The sequence below is a fragment of the Azospirillum baldaniorum genome (assembly GCF_003119195.2).
In the GTDB taxonomy this organism is placed as follows: domain Bacteria; phylum Pseudomonadota; class Alphaproteobacteria; order Azospirillales; family Azospirillaceae; genus Azospirillum; species Azospirillum baldaniorum.
This window is the reverse complement of record NZ_CP022253.1, coordinates 231,037-249,190: the sequence shown is the minus strand read 5'-3', so window position 1 is coordinate 249,190 and position 18,154 is coordinate 231,037. Positions and strand designations below refer to the sequence as shown.

The following is an 18,154-nucleotide window of genomic DNA, read 5'->3' as shown; positions in this document are numbered from 1 at the left end:
AGGCGACACGTCGCTCTGTTTCACGTGAAACACGGGCTTTGCTGCGTCGCCGCGCTTGGCGTCCGGCACTGACTCGGCTATGGTCCGACCATGCGAACGTTCGACGTCATTGTTGTCGGCGGAGGCCACGCCGGTTGCGAGGCTGCCGCCGCTGCGGCGCGCATGGGTGCGCGCACCCTGCTGCTCACCCACAAGCTGGACACCATCGGCGAGATGTCCTGCAACCCGGCCATCGGCGGGTTGGCGAAAGGTCATCTGGTGCGCGAGATCGACGCGCTCGACGGTGTCATGGCCCGCGCCATCGACCGAGGCGGCATCCAGTTCCGCATCCTCAACCGCAGCAAGGGACCGGCTGTCCGCGGCCCGCGCGCCCAGGCCGACCGCAAGCTGTACCGGCAGGCGGTGCAGGCGATCCTCGCGGAGCAGCCGAATCTGTCCATCGAGGCCGGTGGCGCCGAGGACCTGACCATTGGCGAGGATGGGCGGGTGACGGGCGTGGTGACCGGTTCCGGCGAGACCCTCGCAGCGAGAAGCGTGGTGCTGACCACTGGCACCTTCCTGCGCGGCCTGATCCACATTGGCGAGGAAACCACCCCGGCGGGCCGCGTCGGCGAAGCGCCGTCCATCGGCCTGTCCGACACGCTGGCGCGTTTGGGCTTTCCGCTCGGGCGCTTGAAGACCGGCACGCCGCCGCGGCTCGACGGCAAGACCATCGATTGGGATGCGCTGGAGAAGCAGCCCGGCGACACCCCGCCCCCGCCCTTCTCCTACCTGACCGACCGCATCGACACGCCGCAGATCGACTGCGCGATCACCTGGACGACGCCGGAGATGCACGCGCTGATCCGCGGCAACCTCCACCGCGCGCCGATGTATTCCGGCCAGATCCAGAGCACCGGCCCGCGCTACTGCCCGTCCATCGAGGACAAGGTGGTCCGCTTTGCCGACAAGGAGCGCCACCAGATCTTCCTGGAGCCGGAAGGGTTGGACGACGACACGGTCTACCCGAACGGCATCTCGACCTCCCTGCCCCGTGACGTCCAGCTCGGCTTCCTGAAGACGATGCCGGGGCTGGAGCGCGCGGTGATGATCCGACCCGGCTATGCCATCGAATACGACTTCGTGGACCCGCGTGAGCTGAAGCCGACGCTGGAAACCCGCCGGACCCCCGGCCTGTTCTTCGCCGGCCAGATCAACGGCACCACCGGCTACGAGGAAGCGGCGGCGCAGGGCCTGATGGCCGGCATCAACGCCGCATTGCTGGCCGGCGGCTCGGCGGAGGGCTTCGTGCTCGACCGCGCCGACGCCTACATCGGGGTTTTGGTCGATGACCTGATCACCCGGGGCACCAACGAGCCCTACCGGATGTTCACCTCGCGCGCCGAGTATCGGTTGATCCTGCGCGCCGACAACGCCGACCAGCGGCTGACGCCCAAAGGGTTGGCCATCGGCTGCGTCGGGTCGGCGCGGCGCGATGCCTTCACGGCGAAGGCCGAGGCGCTGTCCGCCGGTCGCACTCTGGTGCGCGCGCTCCAGGCCACCCCCGCGGAGCTGCAGCGGCAGGGCATCGCGGTCAACCAGGACGGCGTGCGGCGGACTGCTGCCGATTTGCTGCGCTATCCGGACCTCGACCTTGCCACCCTCACCCGACTGTGGCCGGAGCTGTCGGCAATACCTTCCGATGTTGTCGAGCAGCTGGAGATCGACGGGAAATACGCTGGCTATCTCGACCGGCAGGAGGCCGACATCCGCGCCTTCCGCAAGGACGAGGCGTTGGAGCTTCCCGATGATCTCGATCCCGACAGCATCGGCAGCCTGTCGGCGGAGATCCGGCAGAAGCTGCGGCAGGCTCGTCCGGCGACCTTGGGGGCGGCGGCCCGCATTCCCGGCATGACCCCGGCGGCGCTGGTCGCCCTGCTCCGCCACGTGAAACGGCGCGACGTGAAGGTGGCCGTCTGATGAGCCTGTTCGATGCCGCGGCCTTCCAGGCGGAAACCGGTGTTTCACGTGAAACGCTGGACCGCCTTGCCGCTTACGAGGCGACGCTGCGCAAGTGGCAGCCGAAGATCAACCTCGTCGGCCCCTCTACCCTGCCCGACGCCTGGCGCCGGCACTTCCTCGACTCTGCCCAGCTTTTCCCGTTGCTGCCCGAAGGCGCTCGGGTCCTGGTCGATCTGGGCAGCGGCGCCGGCTTTCCCGGCTTGGTCCTCGCCATCATGGGCGTGCCGGAGGTGCATCTGGTGGAGAGCGACTCCCGCAAATGCGCCTTCCTGCGGGAGGCGGCGCGGGTGGCCGGAGCGTCGGTCACCGTGCACAACAAGCGGATCGAGGCGGTGCCGCCGATTGCCGCCGACGTGGTGACGGCCCGCGCCCTGGCGCCGCTGAACGATCTGCTGAATTGGGCCCACCCCTTCCTCCAAGACCGGGGTGCGGCACTGTTTCCCAAGGGGCAAAATGTGGCGGACGAATTGACCGATACCACCAAATATTGGAAGATGCGGATCGAGCGCTTCGACAGCCGCACCGACCCCACCGGAACCATCCTGCGTGTGAGTGGTATCGCCCGTGTCTAAGACCGCGACCCTGATGCATTCCCGCTCCGAGGCTTCCCGAGAGGCTGACATGCCCTCCGCCCTTCCCTCCGCCCGCGTCATATCGATTGCCAATCAGAAAGGCGGCGTGGGCAAGACCACGACCACCATCAATCTGGCAACCGCTCTGGCCGCCATCGGCAAGCGCGTCCTGGTGATCGATCTTGATCCCCAGGGCAACGCCTCCACCGGTCTCGGCATCCCGCGTGCCGAGCGTCGTGTCGGCATCTACGACGTGCTGTTCGACGGCATGCCGTTGGAGGACGCCGCGACGGTGTCGACGGTGCCGAACCTGTCGATCATCACCTCCTCCGTCGATCTGTCCGGCGCCGAGGTCGAGCTGGTCACCTCCGAGCGGCGCGAGTTCCGGCTGCGCGAGGCAGTCGACAAGAGCGCGCTGGAATACGACTACGTGCTGATCGACTGCCCGCCGGCGCTCGGCCTGCTGACTCTGAACGCGCTGGTCGCCTCCCACGCCGTGATGGTGCCGCTGCAGTGCGAATTCTACGCGCTGGAGGGCCTCAGCCACCTCGTCCGCACCATTGAGCGGGTGAAGCGCGCCTTCAACCCCGAGCTGGACATCCACGGCGTCGTGCTGACCATGTTCGACAAGCGCAACAACCTGTCCGACATGGTGGCCGCCGACGTGCGCGGCTTCTTTGGGGAGAAGGTCTACGACACCGTCATTCCGCGGAACGTGAAGGTGTCGGAGGCACCGTCCCACGGCAAGCCGGTGCTGATCTACGACATGCGCTGCCCCGGGTCGCAGGCATACATCCATCTGGCGGGCGAGGTGCTGCGCCGTGAGAAGAGGCTGAGCGCGTGATGGAGGATACCAAACGTTCGGACGGCGGTGCCCGCCGCGCCAGCCTGGGCCGGGGCCTCTCCGCCCTGTTCGGCGAGGCGGCGGAGGACTATTCGGCGCTCGACAAGGTGCGTCAGTCCAAGCAGGTGCCCATCGAGTTCATCCATCCCGGCAAGTACCAGCCGCGCCGCACTTTCGACGACGAGGCGCTGCAGGGGTTGGTCGAGTCGATCCGCGACAAGGGCATCCTCCAGCCCCTGCTCGTCCGCCGGGATCCGGAGACGACCAACTCCTATGAGTTGATCGCCGGCGAACGCCGCTGGCGCGCTGCGCAGATTGCCGGCCTGCACGAAGTGCCGGTCGTCATCCGCGAGCTGTCGGACCGTGAGGCGCTGGAAATCGCGCTGATCGAGAACATCCAGCGCCAGGACCTGACGCCGCTCGAAGAGGCAGAAGGCTACAAGCGCCTGATGGAGGAGTTCGAGCACACGCAGGAGGATCTGGCGCGCTCGGTCGGCAAGAGCCGCAGCCACGTCGCCAACATGATGCGCCTGCTCGCCCTGCCCGACCCGGTCAAGGGCATGGTGCAGGAGGGGGCGCTCAGCGCCGGCCATGCCCGCGCGCTGCTCACCTCCTCCGATCCGGTGTCGGTGGCGCGTGAGGTGGTCAAGCGTGGGCTGAACGTCCGCCAGACCGAAGACCTGATGCGTGGCAGTGCGCCGGTCAAGACCAAGAAGGCTGGCGGACGTGGCGGTGCCGCCACCGACCCGACGCTCAAGGACGTTGATCTGGTGAATCTGGAGGAAGAGATTTCGGCCCGCATCGGGTTGAAGGTCGCCATCACGCCGCAGGGCAAGGGCGGCTCCATCACCATCCATTACCAGACGCTCGACCAGCTCGACGACGTGCTGCGGCGCCTTGGTGGAGAGTGAATGCGGGCGTAGGAAGTCGCGGAACCAAACTGTCACTTTAGTGAAACGGCACTAACATGATCTCCCCCTAAACAGGGTCGTCCGGCCGCAGCGACGCGGCCGGAGCCGACACAGAGGGGGAAATTCATGAAGCCCATCCACGGCCTGTGCCTTGCCGGCCTTACCGCGGCCCTGATTGCGGGGCCGGCTCTTGCGGACCAGAAATTCCCGGCGGAGCTGGCCGGGCACGGCGTCATTGACGCGGCGACCTTCGTGGCGCCGCCCGCCGACGCGCCGGACCTGTTCCGCACCTCCGGCAAATTCACCGCCGCCGACCGCAAGCGCGTCGACCAGCCCCGCAGCATCGACGGCACGTCCTTCCTGTCGGCCCCCAACGCCCCGCGCGCCACCGGCATGGCGCTGCCCTTCGAGGGCCAGCCGGTCCAGGGCTTCTCCGGCATCAAGGCGTTGGGCGACGGCAGCTTCCTGGTGCTGACCGACAATGGCTTCGGCAGCAAGGGCAACTCCGCCGACGCGATGCTGACGGTGCACCGGCTGACCATCGATTGGAAGACCGGTGCCGCGGCGGTGGCCGAGACGCTGTTCCTGCGCGATCCCGACCGCAAGGTGCCCTTCCCCATCGTCACCGAGGCGACCACGGAACGCTACCTGACGGGTGCCGACTTCGACGTCGAGAGCGTGCAGATCATCGGCGACCGGATGTATTTCGGCGACGAGTTCGGCCCCTACATCTTGGTGACCGATCGCACCGGCAAGCTGCTGTCCCTCCATGAGAGCACGGTGGACGGCAAGCCCGTGCGCTCCCCCGACCATTACGCAGTGTCCACCCCGGCGGTGCCGGGCGCCGTCGGCTTCGAGGTGCGCCGCTCGCGGGGTTTCGAGGGGATGGCCGCGTCGAAGGACGGCCGGTTCCTCTACCCGCTGTTCGAGGGGCCGTTGTTCAACGCCCAGCTTGGGACGGGTGGTGCCTGGGAGACCAAGGACGGGCGGGAGTATCTGCGCATCGCCGAGTTCGACGTCGCCAAGGGCGACTTCACGGGCCGCAGCTTCAAGTACCTTCTGGAGGCCAACGGCAACAACATCGGCGACTTCAACATGATCGACGCCGCCACCGGCCTGATCATCGAGCGCGACAACGGCGAGGGCAACCCGGCCCAGGGCTGCACCGGTCAACCCACCCCGGATTGCTTCAACGTCCCGGCCCAGTTCAAGCGCGTCTACAAGATCGACCTCGCCCAGGCCGACGCGGAGGGCTTCGTGAAGAAGGTGGGCTATGTCGACTTGATGGACATCGACGATCCGAAGGGCGTTGCCCGGCTCGGCGGCGACAAGGGCACGTTCACCTTCCCCTTTGTCACCATCGAGAATGTCGATGTGGTGGACGCCGAACACATCGTCGTCGGCAACGACAACAACCTGCCCTACTCGTCGGGCCGCGCGCTGGGCAAGCAGGACCACAACGAGCTGATCCTGCTCCGCGTGCCGCAGTTCCTGGCCGCGAAGTAAGAAGGAGGTTCAGCGCCGCGCCAGCGAGGCGAGCTGGAAGAGGACGCGGGCGCAGAGCGTCTGGTCGGGCATGTTGGTGCGCTTGCAGTCCGCCTCGGCCTCGACCAGCCGCTCCAGCGCCTGACGGACCAGCGGCGCCGGCCAGCGGCGGGCCTGACCGGTCAGCCGCGGCTTCATCTTAAAGAACACCGGCGGGCGCAGCGCTTCCACCGCGGCGTCCGCCGATTTGCCCGCCGCCACCTGCCCGGCGACCAGCTGCAGCCGCTGGAAATGGCGCTGGGCGGCGCGCAGGATCGGCACCGGGGACATGCCCTCGGCGAACAGCCGGGCCAGCGAGCGGTCGAGCGTCGCGAAGTCGCCCTCCGCCGCCGCCCAGATCGGTTCGTCGAGCGACAGGGCCGCGCTGTCGCCGACGCAGGCCTGGGCGTCCTCCAGCCGGACGCGCGTTTCCGTGCCCATGTAGAGCGCCAGCTTCTCCATCTCGCCGCGCGCCACCATGCGATCGCCGACCAGGTTGCCGGCGAGGAAGGTCAGGGCGTCGGGATCGGCGGTCAGGCCATGGCCATGCAGGATGTCGGCGATGACCCGGCCAAGCGCCGCCTCCTCCTCCACATAGCAGGGAATGGCGACGGCGCCGTCGGCTCCTTCGAACAGGGTGCGCAGCTTCGACCGGTTGCCGAGATCGCCGGCTTCGACGAGGACGAGGCTGTCGCCGGGCGGCAGGTTGCCCAGGAAGGCGGTGAAGGCGAGGGTGACGTTGTCCTCCGCCTCGCGCACACGGATCAGGCGGCGGCCCCCGGTGAAGGACAGGGCGGCGGCCTCGTCGGCCAAGCGGGCCGGATCGTCGGCGACGGCGCGGCCCAGCATCTCGGTCACGCGGAAGGGGTCGGACAGGTCGGCGGCCACGGTGCGGCCCAGCCCCATGGCGCGGTCGCGCACCAAGCCGGTGTCCGGGCCGTAGAGCAGGACCGCGCGGATCTTGGGATCGGGGTTGCGCAGGAAGCCGTCGATCGCCCGGGCTTGCAGCTTCACGAAGGCACCGTCGGTGGCGGAGGACCGGCCTCCGGTTGTCCAGTGTGGATCAGAGCTTGCGGCCGAGCTGGGCGGCCACGCGGGTGGTGATCTCGTTGGAGATTTCCAGAATCGCGCGGTCGTAGGCGTTCTCGACCGTGGCCAAGGCGCCGTACTGCTGCTCCAGCACGTTGTAACTGATGTAGGAGCGCGCGTTGGCCTGGAACAGGATCGCGCCCGTCGCCGCGTCGATGAGCTGGTAGGGGGCGTTCACGACGAGCTGGGCGCGGGTGGCGGTCGCATCCTTTTGAAGGGACAGCTTCTGCTCCGACGCGGTCAGCGCGGTTTCCAGCCGGTAGCGCGGGGCGGCGGGGCGGCCATCGGCGTAGAAGCGGTCGATCAGGAGGTTGCGCAGCTTCTGGCCATAACGGTCCTTGATGCCGCCGATCTCGACCTGCTGGAGCTCGGCGGTGCCGATGCTGTTCGCCCCGAGGTTTCCATACATGGGCTGGAAACCGCAGGCCGCCGTGGCAAGCACCGCCGGCGCGAGCAGGGCGAGGGTCAGAAGTCCCCGCCGCCGGACGCCGGCTTTGCCGTTGCGGCTATTGTCGTTATGGAGGTCAGACGACGACATTGATCACCCGGTTCGGGACGACGATGACCTTGCGCACCGGCTTGCCCTCCAAGGCGCGCTGGACGTTCGGATCGGCCAGGGCGGCCTGCTCCGCGGCGTCCTTCGCCATGTCGCGCGGCAGCTCCAGCGTGGCGCGCAGCTTGCCGTTGACCTGCACCGCCATGGTGACCGAGTCCTCGACCACCAGGGCGGCGTCGGCCTGCGGCCAGGGCTGGTTGACCAGCAGCGTGGCATGGCCGAGCTGCGCCCACAGCTCCTCGGCCAGATGCGGCATCATCGGGCCGATCAGCCGGACGGTGGCCTCGAAGCCTTCGCGCAGGACCCAGGCTTCGCCCTCGCCCGCGCCGTCCAGCTCGGCCAGGGCATTGGACAGCTCGCGCACGCGGGCCACCGCCTTGTTGAAGCGGAACTTCTCCAGGTCTTCCGAGATGCCGGCGATGGCCTTGTGGACCAGACGGCGGGTGGCTTCGGCCTTGGCGCCGAACGCCTCCGGCTTCGGCGTTCCGGCGGGCGGCAGAGCGACCGGCGATTCCGTCACCATCCGCCACAGGCGGTTGATGTAGCGCCAGGCGCCGTCAATGCCGGCTTCCGTCCATTCCAGGTCGCGTTCCGGCGGGCTGTCGGACAGCATGAACAGGCGGGCGGCGTCGGCGCCGTAGGTGCCGATGATGTGCGCCGGGTCCACCACGTTCTTCTTGGACTTCGACATCTTCTCGACGCGGCCGACCGTCACCGGACCGTCGTTGTCGTTGCGGATGTAGTCGCCGAGATCATTCTTGCGGATGTCGGTCGGGGCCAGCCAGGCGCCGGTGCCGGAGTCCTTGTAGGTCTCGTGGTTCACCATGCCCTGGGTGAAGAGGCCGGCGAAGGGCTCCTCCACGTTCAGGTAGCCGCACTGCTTCATCGCCCGCGTCCAGAAGCGGGAATAGAGCAGGTGCAGCACGGCATGCTCGATGCCGCCGATGTACTGGTCCACGGACAGCCAGTAGTCCACCGCCTCGCGCGTGAAGGCGACGTCCTCGGCCTTGGGCGAGCAGAAGCGGGCGAAGTACCAGCTCGACTCGATGAAGGTGTCGAAGGTGTCTGTCTCGCGCACCGCCGGCTTGCCGCAGCTCGGGCAGCTCGTGTGCTTCCAGGTCGGGTGGTGGTCCAGCGGGTTGCCGGGCTTGTCGAAGGTCACATCGTCCGGCAGAACGACCGGCAGATCCTGCTGCGGAACCGGGACGATGCCGCAGCTCTCGCAGTGGATGACCGGGATCGGGCAGCCCCAGTAACGCTGGCGGGAAACGCCCCAGTCGCGCAGGCGGTACTGGGTGGTGCGCTCGCCCTGCCCCTGCTCTTCCAGCCGCTTGCCGACCTCCTGCTTGGCCTGCTCGACCTCCAGCCCGTCGAGGAAGCGCGAATTGCGCAGCAGGCCGGGACCGGTGTAGGCCTCGTCGCCGACCGTGAAGGTGGCGGGATCGGCGTCCGCCGGAACGACCACCGGCGTGACCGGCAGGCCGTACTTGCGGGCGAAGTCCAGGTCGCGCTGGTCATGGGCCGGGCAGCCGAAGATGGCGCCCGTGCCGTATTCCATCAGCACGAAGTTGGCGACGTAGACCGGCAGTTCCCAGGACGAGTCGAAGGGATGCACCACCCGCAGCCCGGTGTCGAAGCCGCGCTTCTCGGCGGTTTCGATCGCCTCCTCGCTGGTGCCCAGACGGTTGCACTCGGCGATGAACTCGGCCAGCGCGGGGTTGCCGGCGGCCAGTTCGGCGGCCAGCGGGTGGTTGGCGGAGATCGCCGCAAAGGAGGCGCCGAACAGCGTGTCGGGCCGGGTCGTGAAGACCTCCAGCTTGTCCGCCCGTCCGACGAGGTCGAAGCGGAAGCGCACGCCGGTGGACTTGCCGATCCAGTTCTCCTGCATCAGGCGCACGCGTTCCGGCCAGCGGTCCAGCGTGTCCAGCCCCTTCAGCAGCTCGTCGGCGTAGGCGGTGATCTTGAGGAACCACTGCGACAGCTTGCGCTTCTCGACCAGCGCGCCGGTGCGCCAGCCGCGGCCGTCGATCACCTGCTCGTTGGCGAGGACCGTGTTGTCGACCGGGTCCCAGTTGACCCAGGACTCCTTGCGGTAGGCCAGGCCTTCCTTAAGGAAATCCAGGAACATCTTCTGCTCGTGGCGGTAATACTCCACGTCGCAGGTGGCGATCTCGCGGTCCCAATCGATGGACAGACCCATCGTCTTCAGCTGGGCGCGCATGGCGGCGATGTTCTCGCGCGTCCATTTGGCCGGATGGGTCTTCTTCTCCAGCGCGGCGTTCTCCGCCGGCAGGCCGAAGGCGTCCCAGCCCATCGGGTGCAGCACGTTGAAGCCGCGGGCGCGCTTGTAACGCGCGATCACATCGCCGATGGTGTAGTTGCGGACATGCCCCATGTGGATGCGCCCCGACGGGTAGGGGAACATCTCCAGCACGTAATACTTCTCACGGGAAGCGTCCTCGCGCGCGGTGAAGCAGCCCTGCCGCTCCCACTCGCCCTGCCACTTCGCTTCGGTTTCCTTGACATTGTAACGCGACATGACCGCAGACGCCGTTCCGTGAATTTCGTGGATCTAGACAAATAAGGCGCCGATGGCGGGGCAACAGGCGGCGGACCGATGCCCGCCGCCCCACCCCGCCCGGCGCCCCCGTTCAGCGCGCCGCGGCCTGCTGGGCGACGCGGATCTGGCGGGCGCGGGTCAGCACCGCGTCCTCCAGCGTCGTCGCCGTCTCCGGCCCGACCGCGCTGTCGCGCCAGTCCGACCCGGCGCGCTGCTGCTTGAACACCGACACCCGCACGCCGTCGGCGCGGAGCTGACGGTCCATGATGTACAGGTTGACCTTGAAGCGCTCGTTCGGGGTGTCCGGCGGGGTGTACCAGTCGGTCAGGATGACTCCGCCGAACGGGTCGGCGGAGACGATCGGCATGAAGGACAGCGTGTCCAGCGAGGCGCGCCACAGGAAGCTGTTGACGCCGATGCCGTTGGGATCGCCCTGCTCGGCGCCGTTGCGCTTGTTCTTGCCGAACAGGCTGAAGCCGCCGTCGGTGCCGAGAAGGCTGCCGAACTTGTATTCCTTCTTGATCTGCTCATCGACGGTTTCCGTCTGGCCGCCCCAGCTGGAGCAACCGGCCACGGCGAGCGACGCCGCGAGCACGACGGGGGCAAGGCGAAGGACACGGGAACGGCGCATGGTCGGAACCTGGATCAATAAATTCGGGGTACCGCGCACGATACCGCGGCGGATGCCGGTGAAAAGACCATAAAAGCCCGCCCGCGGCAACAGCCGATGCGGGGCGCAGCCTGTGCCTTTGCTGTGTCCGGGGCGATGCCGGAGCCCTGCGGACGGGACGGCGCGGGCGGCGGAATTCCAACGGCGGCGCACAATGAAGGTGTGTTCCGTCGGACACACTGTTCCTTCATTGCTGCAACTTTGCGATTTCCGGCTTGCTGGCGTCCCCGCATCTGCGTACCACAGAGCCAGCCAGGACGTTAACCGGGCTGAAAATTCTGCTGCCAGGATGGAGGCAACAATCATGAACCGTTATCTGCTCGCGGGCTGCGCCGCTGCCGCTCTGGCTCTGGGTGCCGGCGCCGCCAACGCTCAGGCCAAGTTTGAAGTCAAGGTCGGCGGCGACGCCTACTTCGAAGGCGGCTACGTCAACGAAGACCGCGACGAGGGTGCCCGTTCGGTTGACTTCCGCAACCGCTTCCGCGTCATCGTGACCCCGACCGCCAAGGCCGACAACGGCCTGGAGTACGGCGGCCGCATCCGTATGCGCGCCAACTCGGGCGCCAACAACGCCCGCACGATGGACGCCGACCGCGGCTACATCTTCGCGCAGGGCGCGTTCGGTCAGGTCCAGATGGGCGTGACCAACTCCTTCAACGACGCCACCTACGTCACGGCCCCGCAGGATTACCTGCCGCTGGCCATCTATGACGGCGTCACCGCCTGGATCGGCCAGACCTCGGACATCGGCGGCGGCCTCGCCGGTCTGAACGGCTCGATCCTGAACCAGTCGCTGGTCGTCGAGAACAACGCGACCAAGATCGTGTACTTCTCGCCGCGCTTCGCCGGCCTGCAGGTGGGCGCCAGCTACACCCCGCGCAACGACGACTCGCACGCCTCGGTCAACCGCGCTGACCTGACCCCGGTCACCGCCACCGGCCGTGGCTTCTCGACCACGTTCGAGGATCTGGTCGAAGTCGGCGCCAACTACAGCAACACCTTCGGTGGTGTCGCTCTGAAGGCGAGCGCCGGTTACTACTGGGGCAACGCCGCCGGCACGACCACGGTCGGCGCCAGCGTCGAGGACCTGAACGCCTGGCAGGTTGGCGCCCAGGTTGGCTACGCCGGCTTCTCGCTCGGCGGTTCGTACACCGACTTCGGTGAGTCGGGCCAGATCCAGACCGCGACCTCGGACAACGAGAAGAGCCGCCTCTGGGTTGTCGGCGCTCAGTACACCGCCGGCCCGATCGTCGTCGGCGCCAACTACAAGAACGGCAAGGACGCTGGCAGCCTCTACACCGCCGGCAGCCGCAAGCTGGAAGTCTACGAGTTCGGCGCGGGCTACACCGTCGCTCCGGGCCTGACCCTGCAGGCTCAGTACGACTACTTCAAGGCCGACAGCGACCTGAGCACGGCCGCTGTGGACCTGGACAACGACGGTCACGTCGTCCTGCTCCGCACGGTCCTGGCGTTCTAATCTGCGGTCATCCGTGGATGGAGAAGGGCGGTGGCTTCGGCCACCGCCCTTTTTCTTTGTCCATCTTCCTTGCCGTTCGCGTTCTTTGCCGTTCGCGCTGCGCCTTTTCCGTGCGCCTTTACCTTCCGGTTCGCCGTCCGCCATGGCGTTTTTTGGTGCGTAAAGTTTGTTCATCACGCCCAAAATCTGGACAAGAAATGTGCTATATTTACGGCATACGGGAAAAACCATTAGACTCCAAACACTTATGACTGTGTCGGAATGGCAACTGTGTTACAGTTGCACCGTTACCCCTGTCGAATCGCTCTTGTCGGGTGAGCGAACGGGTGGCTTAGTCATTGATGGGAAGCACAACCGCACGGCTCCAGTCTCCTTGGGGGCCTGCTAGAAGGATGGACCATCAATGAAGCGTTCTCTTGTTACGGGCTGCGCAGCCATCGCGATCATCGCCTGCAGCGGCGTGGCTTCCGCCCAGACCAAGTTCGAGGTCAAGATCGGCGGCGACGCTTTCTTCCAGGGCGCCTATGTCGAACAGGACCGTGATGAAGGCACCCGCTCGACGGAGTTCGCCAACCGCTTCCGCGTGACCGTCACGCCGGTCGCCACGGCCGACAACGGTCTGGAGTACGGCGGCCGCGTCCGCATGCGCGCCGCCAACGGCGCCAGCAACGTCCGCACGATGGACGCCGATCGCGCGTTCATCTTCGTGAACAGCGGCTTCGGCACCCTGCAGGCCGGCACGATCAACGGCCTGTCGGACGAGTTCGGCATCATCGGCCCGAACGTCGAGGGCATCGCCGGCGGTCCGGACAACAACACGGTGGAATTCCTGGGCGGTTCGCAGACCTACTCGCTGCTGCCGACCACCACCAACAACTTCCGCGCCTTCGCGTCGGGTGACGTCGGTACCAAGGTCATCTACCTGACCCCGACCATCGCCGGCTTCCAGGGCGGCGTCTCCTACACGCCGCGCACCGGCGACTCGCACACCTCGATCAACCGTCGCCAGGACAACGGCGGGTTCCAGGATGTCGTCGAGGCCGGCGGCACCTACACCAACGAGTTCGGCGGCTTCAGCGTCGCGGCCAGCGCCTTCTACCAGTTCGGCGATGCGGTCGATGACGGCGTCGGCGTCGGCGCCACCCGCTTCGAGAAGCTCAGCTCGGTCCACGCCGGCCTGAACGTCGGCTACGGCGACTTCAAGATCGGCGGCAGCTACGCCTACAGCGGCGACAGCGGCTACGACAAGTCGCTGACCGTGAAGGAGAAGCAGGACATCTGGATCGTTGGCGCCCAGTACGCCACCGGCCCGCTCATCCTGGCCGCCAACTACTCGCAGTCGCGTTCGAACGGCACCAGCCCGAACACCGGCTTCGTGGCCCCGGTCAAGGCCGAGCTGTATCAGGCCGGCGTGACCTACACCATCGCGCCCGGCCTGACCACGGGCCTGGAGTACAGCTACCTCGACCTCGACTCGAAGATGACGACGATCGACAACGGGGGCATCAGCCCCGACGACCGCGCGCACATCATCATGATCGACACCCGTCTGGCCTTCTGATCGGCCTTGCGGCAGGTCTGACAAAAACGGCGGCGGATATCCATCCGCCGCCGTTTTCCTTTTGTCGCTGGTTCTTACTTTTTGGTCGCTGGCGCCGCTTCGGTCTCGCAGAGCAGCAGGATCGCCGCGTTCTCCATCGGGGTCCAGACGGCCAGCAGGCGCTGCTTGGCCTTCTCCGCCGTGTAGGCGGTGGTTCCCGGATCGCGGATGGAACGGACCTTCACCTCGCCCAGCTTCCAGCCAGCCTTGCGGAAGCCGCCCAGCGTGGATTCAAGGATCTGGTCACGGCGGGCGTCGTCGTCCTTCTTGAACTCCCAACCATAATTTTCCTGCTTGGTGCAGCGCCGGTTGAGGTCAGCGGCGGCGGCGCCCAAGAATTCCTTGTAGGTGCCGTCGTCCTGCAGCGGGAACGGTTGCACGGCGAAGGGCGCCTGGGCGATGGCCGATCCCGCCGCCGTTTTGGGAGCTTCCTTGGGCGCCTCCTTCGGGGCTTCCTTGCCGGCGGCGGGCTTGCCGCCATTCTGACTCCCGGCGTTCGGGTTCCCGGTGCCTTGGGCAAGGGCGCTGCCGGCCGTGAACGGCGCGGCCCCCAGAATCAGCGCCGACAGGATCAGGGGACGCATCCAACCACGCATGCCGTGTTCTCCTCGGGGTGCTTGCGTTTCGTCGGTCCGTCCGTTACCACGCCCTCCGGTTCCTGTACAGGCAGGCGCCATAAAAGGGGGAGGACCGGCATGTCCGCTTCGCACACCGACACACCAGACGCCACCGTCACGGCCCGGCTCGAGGCCGTCCGCCGCTCCATCCAGGACGGCTGCGCCGCCGGCGGGCGCGCTCCCGGCGCGGTGACGCTGGTCGCCGTCTCCAAGACCCACCCGGTGGAGGCGGTCGAGGAGGCCCTGGCCGCCGGCCAGCGCGTCTTCGGCGAGAACCGCGTGCAGGAGGCCAAGGCGAAGTTCCCCGCGCTGCGCGAGCGCTTCCCGGACCTGGAACTGCACCTGATCGGCCCGCTCCAGACCAACAAGGTCAAGGACGCGGTGGCCCTGTTCGACGTGATCCAGACGGTGGACCGGCCCAAGCTGGCCGAGGCCCTTGCGGAGGAGATGGCGCGCAGCGGGCGCCGCCCGCGCTGCCTGATCGAGGTCAACACCGGCGAGGAGCCGCAGAAGGCCGGCATTCCCCCGGCTGAGCTGGCCGCCTTCCTGGCCGCCTGCCGCGACAGCTGGAACCTGCCGGTGACCGGCCTGATGTGCATCCCGCCGGTGGACGAGGAGCCGGCGATGCATTTCGCCCTGCTCGCCGACATGGCGCGCCGCGCCGGCCTGCCCGAGGTCAGCATGGGGATGAGCGGCGATTACGAGACGGCGATCCGCTTCGGCGCCACCCATGTGCGCGTCGGCACCGCGATCTTCGGCGCCCGCCCCTATCCCGCCGCCGGATAGCGCCGCCTATTCCGCCGGGCCCGCCACGGTCAGCGCGGTGCCCGGCGCGCAATCCTTGAGAAGCCGCAGCAGGTCCGGCAGGGGCAGCGCAACGCAGCCCGCCGTCGGCGCCCGGTCGGGCCGTGCCACATGCATGAACACGGCGCTGCCCAGACCCGGCACCACCGGGTCGTCGTTGTGTCCCATCACCACGATGACGTCGTAGACATGGTCGTCGCGCCACAGCTCCTCGTGGCTGGCGGCGTAGGGGCGCTTGACCGGGCGGTTGTAGGCGGGATCCGCAGGGTCGTCGCACCAGCCGTCGTCGGGCGCGATGGGCGACGCCGGCAGGCCCGTCCCGGGACGCTCCAGACGGTCGGGGCGCCACAGCACGCGGCGCAGCGCGAAGCGGCCGACCGGGGTGGCGCCGTCGCCCTCCCGCTTGTCGGAGCGGATGCCGCCGCGGCCCAGCACGCAGCGGAACGAGCCGCCGGGCCAATCGAGACGGCCGTCGGATGGCGGGTCCTCAAGACGAACCGTGATCTCCATCGCCCTTCCCTCACCCGTTTCCGGGGTCACCGCGCTCAGCCGGACACCCGCAGGCTGGGCGCCTGGGTCTGTGCGGCCCGCCGGCCCTGCTCGTACTTGGCCAGATTGCGCATCATCGTCTCAGACAGCATGTCGGGTGTCACGGGTGCAAAGGCGTTGCTGTTGGCGGCGGCCGGGGCGGCGTTCGCCTGCGCCGGCGCGTTCGTTGGCACATTCGCCGACGCGTTCGCCGCCCCGGTTCCGGCCGCGGCGTCCGGTTGGGCCGCCGGTGCCTGGGCCTCCGCGGGTTTGCGGACGCCGGAGGGAACCGCGGTGGCGGCGAAGCCGACGGTGGAGGGGTGCGGCTTGGCGGCGGCGTATTTGGCCATCAGGCTGTTCGCCAGCGGGGTGTCGCGCGCCGGCATGCGCGAGGGATGCGGCGTGTCCGTCAGGCCATCGCGCCCGGACCCGCTTACCGCCGCCCCCACCCCATGGGGCGGTGCTGCGGGCCGCTTGGCGTCGGGCAACTCCGCCGTGACGGTGCGGGCCGGCTGGGCGGCCGGCGCCGCAGCGGCCATGGCCGGTGCCGAGGTGCCGGCGGCGGAGTCCGGCAGGGCGGCGACCGCTGTGGCCCCGGATGTGCCGGCGGGCGGATGGCCGGCGGCGGCGTCCCCGTCGAAGCCGAGCGAGGCCATGATCTGCCCGCCGATGTCCTTGCCCTGGGCCTGCTCCACCACGGCGTTGGCGATGGACGCCATGCCGCCCAACGGGCCGCCGAACAGAATGCCGCCGATGACCTTGGACGACGGCTTGATCGTGTCGCCGGTGATCTCCCGGTAAACGGTGTTGACGATGGGGATGTGCTGGAGCGGGTTGATGATGTCCAGGAAGTCGCCGAAGGACATCTCGGCCTCGGCCTCGTACCGGTCGGGGCTGTCCCGGCTTTCCATGACCGTCAGGGCGGGCGTCGCTTGGGCCGGCGACCGCTCGCGCTGCACCGGCCGCGAAGCGGCGGCTGCGTCGATGGTGGTGGCGTCGATGGCCATGGGCGGTCTCCCGTCGCGGTGTCCAGCCCTGTCCTAAGCAACCGGTGTGCCAGTTCCCTGGGCTGGAATCCCGTCGTCTCGGGCGCTTTCGGCAGGAGACCGGACCGCGACCCGGCAAGAGCTGCCGGGCAAGGGGCGTTTCCTGCCCCCTGAAGAATCGATTCTCGGAAGATGCGGTGTCAGAACATGTGACCGCTGCGCTCCGCCTTGGTGCGCAGATAGCCTTCGTTGTGGCCGTTGGACGGGAAGATGTGGGGAACGCGCTCGACCACCTCGATCCCGCAGCGGGCGAGCTGGCGCAGCTTTTCCGGGTTGTTGGTCATCAGCCGCACGGCGGTGAAGCCCAACTGCCGCAGCATCTCCGCCGCTGGTAGATAGACCCGCTCGTCCGCCTCGAATCCCAGGATCTCGTTGGCGTCCACCGTGTCGAAGCCGCGGTCCTGGATGCGGTAGGCGCGCAGCTTGTTGACGAGGCCGATCCCCCGCCCCTCCTGCGCCAGATAGAGCAGGACGCCGCTGCCCTGCCGGGCGATCTCGGCGATGGCGCCGCGCAGCTGCTGGCCGCAGTCGCAGCGCAAAGACCCCAGCAGGTCGCCGGTGAAGCATTCCGAATGCAGGCGGGCCAGCACCGGCTCGCCCGCCACCGGGTTGCCGACGATGATCGCCAGATGCTCCGGCCCGCCGTCGATGGGGCGGAAGGCGGCGATGCTGGTGTTCTCGGCGCCGGACAGCGGGACGCGGGCCTCGGCCACCCGGCGCAGCGTGCGCACCACATGGACGCGGTAGTCGGCGATGTCGCGGGCGCGGACCAGAAGAAGGTCGTGCTTCGCCGCCCATTCCGCGGCGCTGCCGGTGTCCGTGTGTTCAGCAGCGGGGGCGACGATGGCCGCCGGCAGCAGCCGCGCCAGCCGGGCGAGGTCCACCGCCGCGGTCTCGCGCGACCCGGGGTCCATGGCCGTGGCGGTCAGGCCGTCCGGCATCGCTCCGTCCGGGCGGTGTTCGGGATCGGCCAGAGCGTGGGCCTCGTCCGCGGTCAGGCAGCGGGGAAGCGACAGGGCGACGACGCCCGTCCCCTCGCCCATCAGCTTCAGCACCGTGGCGCGGCGGCGGGTGACGGCCAGGACCGGCGCGGCGCCGGTCAGCTGCACCAGCCGCTGCACGGCGTCGATCGCCACGGATTCCACCGACACCGCGGCGCCGACGCTGCCGTCGGCGGTCTCGATGGCGACGGCCTCGCCCCGGCGCAGGGCGGCCGTGGCCCGGTCCACCGCGCGCATGGCGGCTTCGTCCATGGGCAGGACGGCTTCGGGCGGGGCGGAGTCGGAAGGGGCGTCGGCGTACATAACGGAGGCTTCGCGTGCTGCGCCCCGAAGGGCGAAAGATCCCGACATGGG

Annotated in this window: 16 protein-coding genes; 8 read left to right on the top strand and 8 right to left on the bottom strand. The window is 68.3% G+C overall.

Annotation, left to right across the window (positions count from 1 at the left end):
- The first annotated feature begins 90 nt into the window (after nt 1-90).
- The 5 genes from mnmG to Sp245p_RS01055 all read left to right on the top strand — a co-directional run bounded on the left by mnmG (nt 91) and on the right by Sp245p_RS01055 (nt 5,834).
- The gene (gene mnmG / locus Sp245p_RS01075) at nt 91-1,959 is read left to right on the top strand and encodes a tRNA uridine-5-carboxymethylaminomethyl(34) synthesis enzyme MnmG (RefSeq protein WP_014238936.1); all 1,869 of its coding nucleotides are present in this window, start codon (nt 91-93) and stop codon (nt 1,957-1,959) included.
- Nucleotides 1,959-2,573 carry a 16S rRNA (guanine(527)-N(7))-methyltransferase RsmG gene (gene rsmG / locus Sp245p_RS01070; RefSeq protein ID WP_014238937.1) on the top strand — a complete coding sequence of 205 codons (615 nt, stop codon included), beginning with the start codon at nt 1,959-1,961 and terminating at the stop codon, nt 2,571-2,573. The genes mnmG and rsmG overlap by 1 nt, the downstream gene beginning before the upstream one ends.
- A 49-nt stretch (nt 2,574-2,622) precedes the next feature.
- A complete protein-coding gene (locus Sp245p_RS01065; protein ID WP_014238938.1) occupies nt 2,623-3,417 on the top strand; it encodes a ParA family protein in 795 nt (264 codons plus the stop codon).
- Nucleotides 3,417-4,328 (top strand): ParB/RepB/Spo0J family partition protein, encoded by a 912-nt coding sequence (locus Sp245p_RS01060; protein WP_014238939.1) that lies wholly within the window; start codon nt 3,417-3,419, stop codon nt 4,326-4,328. The genes Sp245p_RS01065 and Sp245p_RS01060 overlap by 1 nt, the downstream gene beginning before the upstream one ends.
- 126 nt (nt 4,329-4,454) lie before the next feature.
- A complete protein-coding gene (locus Sp245p_RS01055) occupies nt 4,455-5,834 on the top strand; it encodes an esterase-like activity of phytase family protein (protein WP_014238940.1) in 1,380 nt (459 codons plus the stop codon).
- Nucleotides 5,835-5,843: 9 nt separating this feature from the next.
- On the opposite strand, the gene holA is transcribed toward Sp245p_RS01055, so the two are convergent.
- The 4 genes from holA to Sp245p_RS01035 all read right to left on the bottom strand — a co-directional run bounded on the left by holA (nt 5,844) and on the right by Sp245p_RS01035 (nt 10,688).
- Nucleotides 5,844-6,866 (bottom strand): DNA polymerase III subunit delta, encoded by a 1,023-nt coding sequence (holA, locus tag Sp245p_RS01050; RefSeq protein WP_014238941.1) that lies wholly within the window; start codon nt 6,864-6,866, stop codon nt 5,844-5,846.
- A 49-nt stretch (nt 6,867-6,915) separates the two neighbouring features.
- Nucleotides 6,916-7,479, bottom strand: a complete 564-nt coding sequence (gene lptE / locus Sp245p_RS01045; protein ID WP_014238942.1) for an LPS assembly lipoprotein LptE — start codon at nt 7,477-7,479, stop codon at nt 6,916-6,918.
- Nucleotides 7,466-10,036 carry a leucine--tRNA ligase gene (gene leuS / locus Sp245p_RS01040; RefSeq protein ID WP_014238943.1) on the bottom strand — a complete coding sequence of 857 codons (2,571 nt, stop codon included), beginning with the start codon at nt 10,034-10,036 and terminating at the stop codon, nt 7,466-7,468. Before leuS ends, lptE begins: the two co-directional genes overlap by 14 nt.
- 112 nt (nt 10,037-10,148) lie before the next feature.
- On the bottom strand, nt 10,149-10,688 hold the full coding sequence (locus Sp245p_RS01035; protein WP_014238944.1) for a DUF3576 domain-containing protein: 540 nt from the start codon (nt 10,686-10,688) through the stop codon (nt 10,149-10,151).
- Nucleotides 10,689-11,031: 343 nt separating this feature from the next.
- Here Sp245p_RS01035 and Sp245p_RS01030 point away from each other — a divergent pair, with 343 nt between their 5' ends.
- Together Sp245p_RS01030 and Sp245p_RS01025 are read left to right on the top strand one after the other, a co-directional pair.
- Complete coding sequence (locus tag Sp245p_RS01030; RefSeq protein WP_014238945.1) at nt 11,032-12,204, top strand: porin; 1,173 nt, start codon at nt 11,032-11,034, stop codon at nt 12,202-12,204.
- A 403-nt stretch (nt 12,205-12,607) separates the two neighbouring features.
- Nucleotides 12,608-13,765, top strand: coding sequence for a porin (locus Sp245p_RS01025; RefSeq protein ID WP_014238948.1), 1,158 nt, complete (start codon nt 12,608-12,610; stop codon nt 13,763-13,765).
- A 74-nt stretch (nt 13,766-13,839) separates the two neighbouring features.
- Here the strand turns inward: Sp245p_RS01025 and Sp245p_RS01020 are convergent, their stop codons facing one another.
- On the bottom strand, nt 13,840-14,400 hold the full coding sequence (locus tag Sp245p_RS01020) for a hypothetical protein (protein ID WP_014238949.1): 561 nt from the start codon (nt 14,398-14,400) through the stop codon (nt 13,840-13,842).
- A 99-nt stretch (nt 14,401-14,499) separates the two neighbouring features.
- On the opposite strand from Sp245p_RS01020, the gene Sp245p_RS01015 reads away from it, so the two are divergent.
- On the top strand, nt 14,500-15,207 hold the full coding sequence (locus Sp245p_RS01015; protein ID WP_014238950.1) for a YggS family pyridoxal phosphate-dependent enzyme: 708 nt from the start codon (nt 14,500-14,502) through the stop codon (nt 15,205-15,207).
- A gap of 6 nt (nt 15,208-15,213) precedes the next feature.
- Here the strand turns inward: Sp245p_RS01015 and Sp245p_RS01010 are convergent, their stop codons facing one another.
- The 3 genes from Sp245p_RS01010 to ribA form a co-directional block, all read right to left on the bottom strand.
- On the bottom strand, nt 15,214-15,735 hold the full coding sequence (locus Sp245p_RS01010) for a L,D-transpeptidase family protein (protein ID WP_014238951.1): 522 nt from the start codon (nt 15,733-15,735) through the stop codon (nt 15,214-15,216).
- Between the two features lie 35 nt (nt 15,736-15,770).
- Nucleotides 15,771-16,760 (bottom strand): hypothetical protein, encoded by a 990-nt coding sequence (locus tag Sp245p_RS01005; protein WP_014238952.1) that lies wholly within the window; start codon nt 16,758-16,760, stop codon nt 15,771-15,773.
- A 179-nt stretch (nt 16,761-16,939) separates the two neighbouring features.
- Nucleotides 16,940-18,103, bottom strand: coding sequence for a GTP cyclohydrolase II (gene ribA / locus Sp245p_RS01000; RefSeq protein ID WP_014238953.1), 1,164 nt, complete (start codon nt 18,101-18,103; stop codon nt 16,940-16,942).
- Between the last annotated feature and the right edge of the window lie 51 nt (nt 18,104-18,154).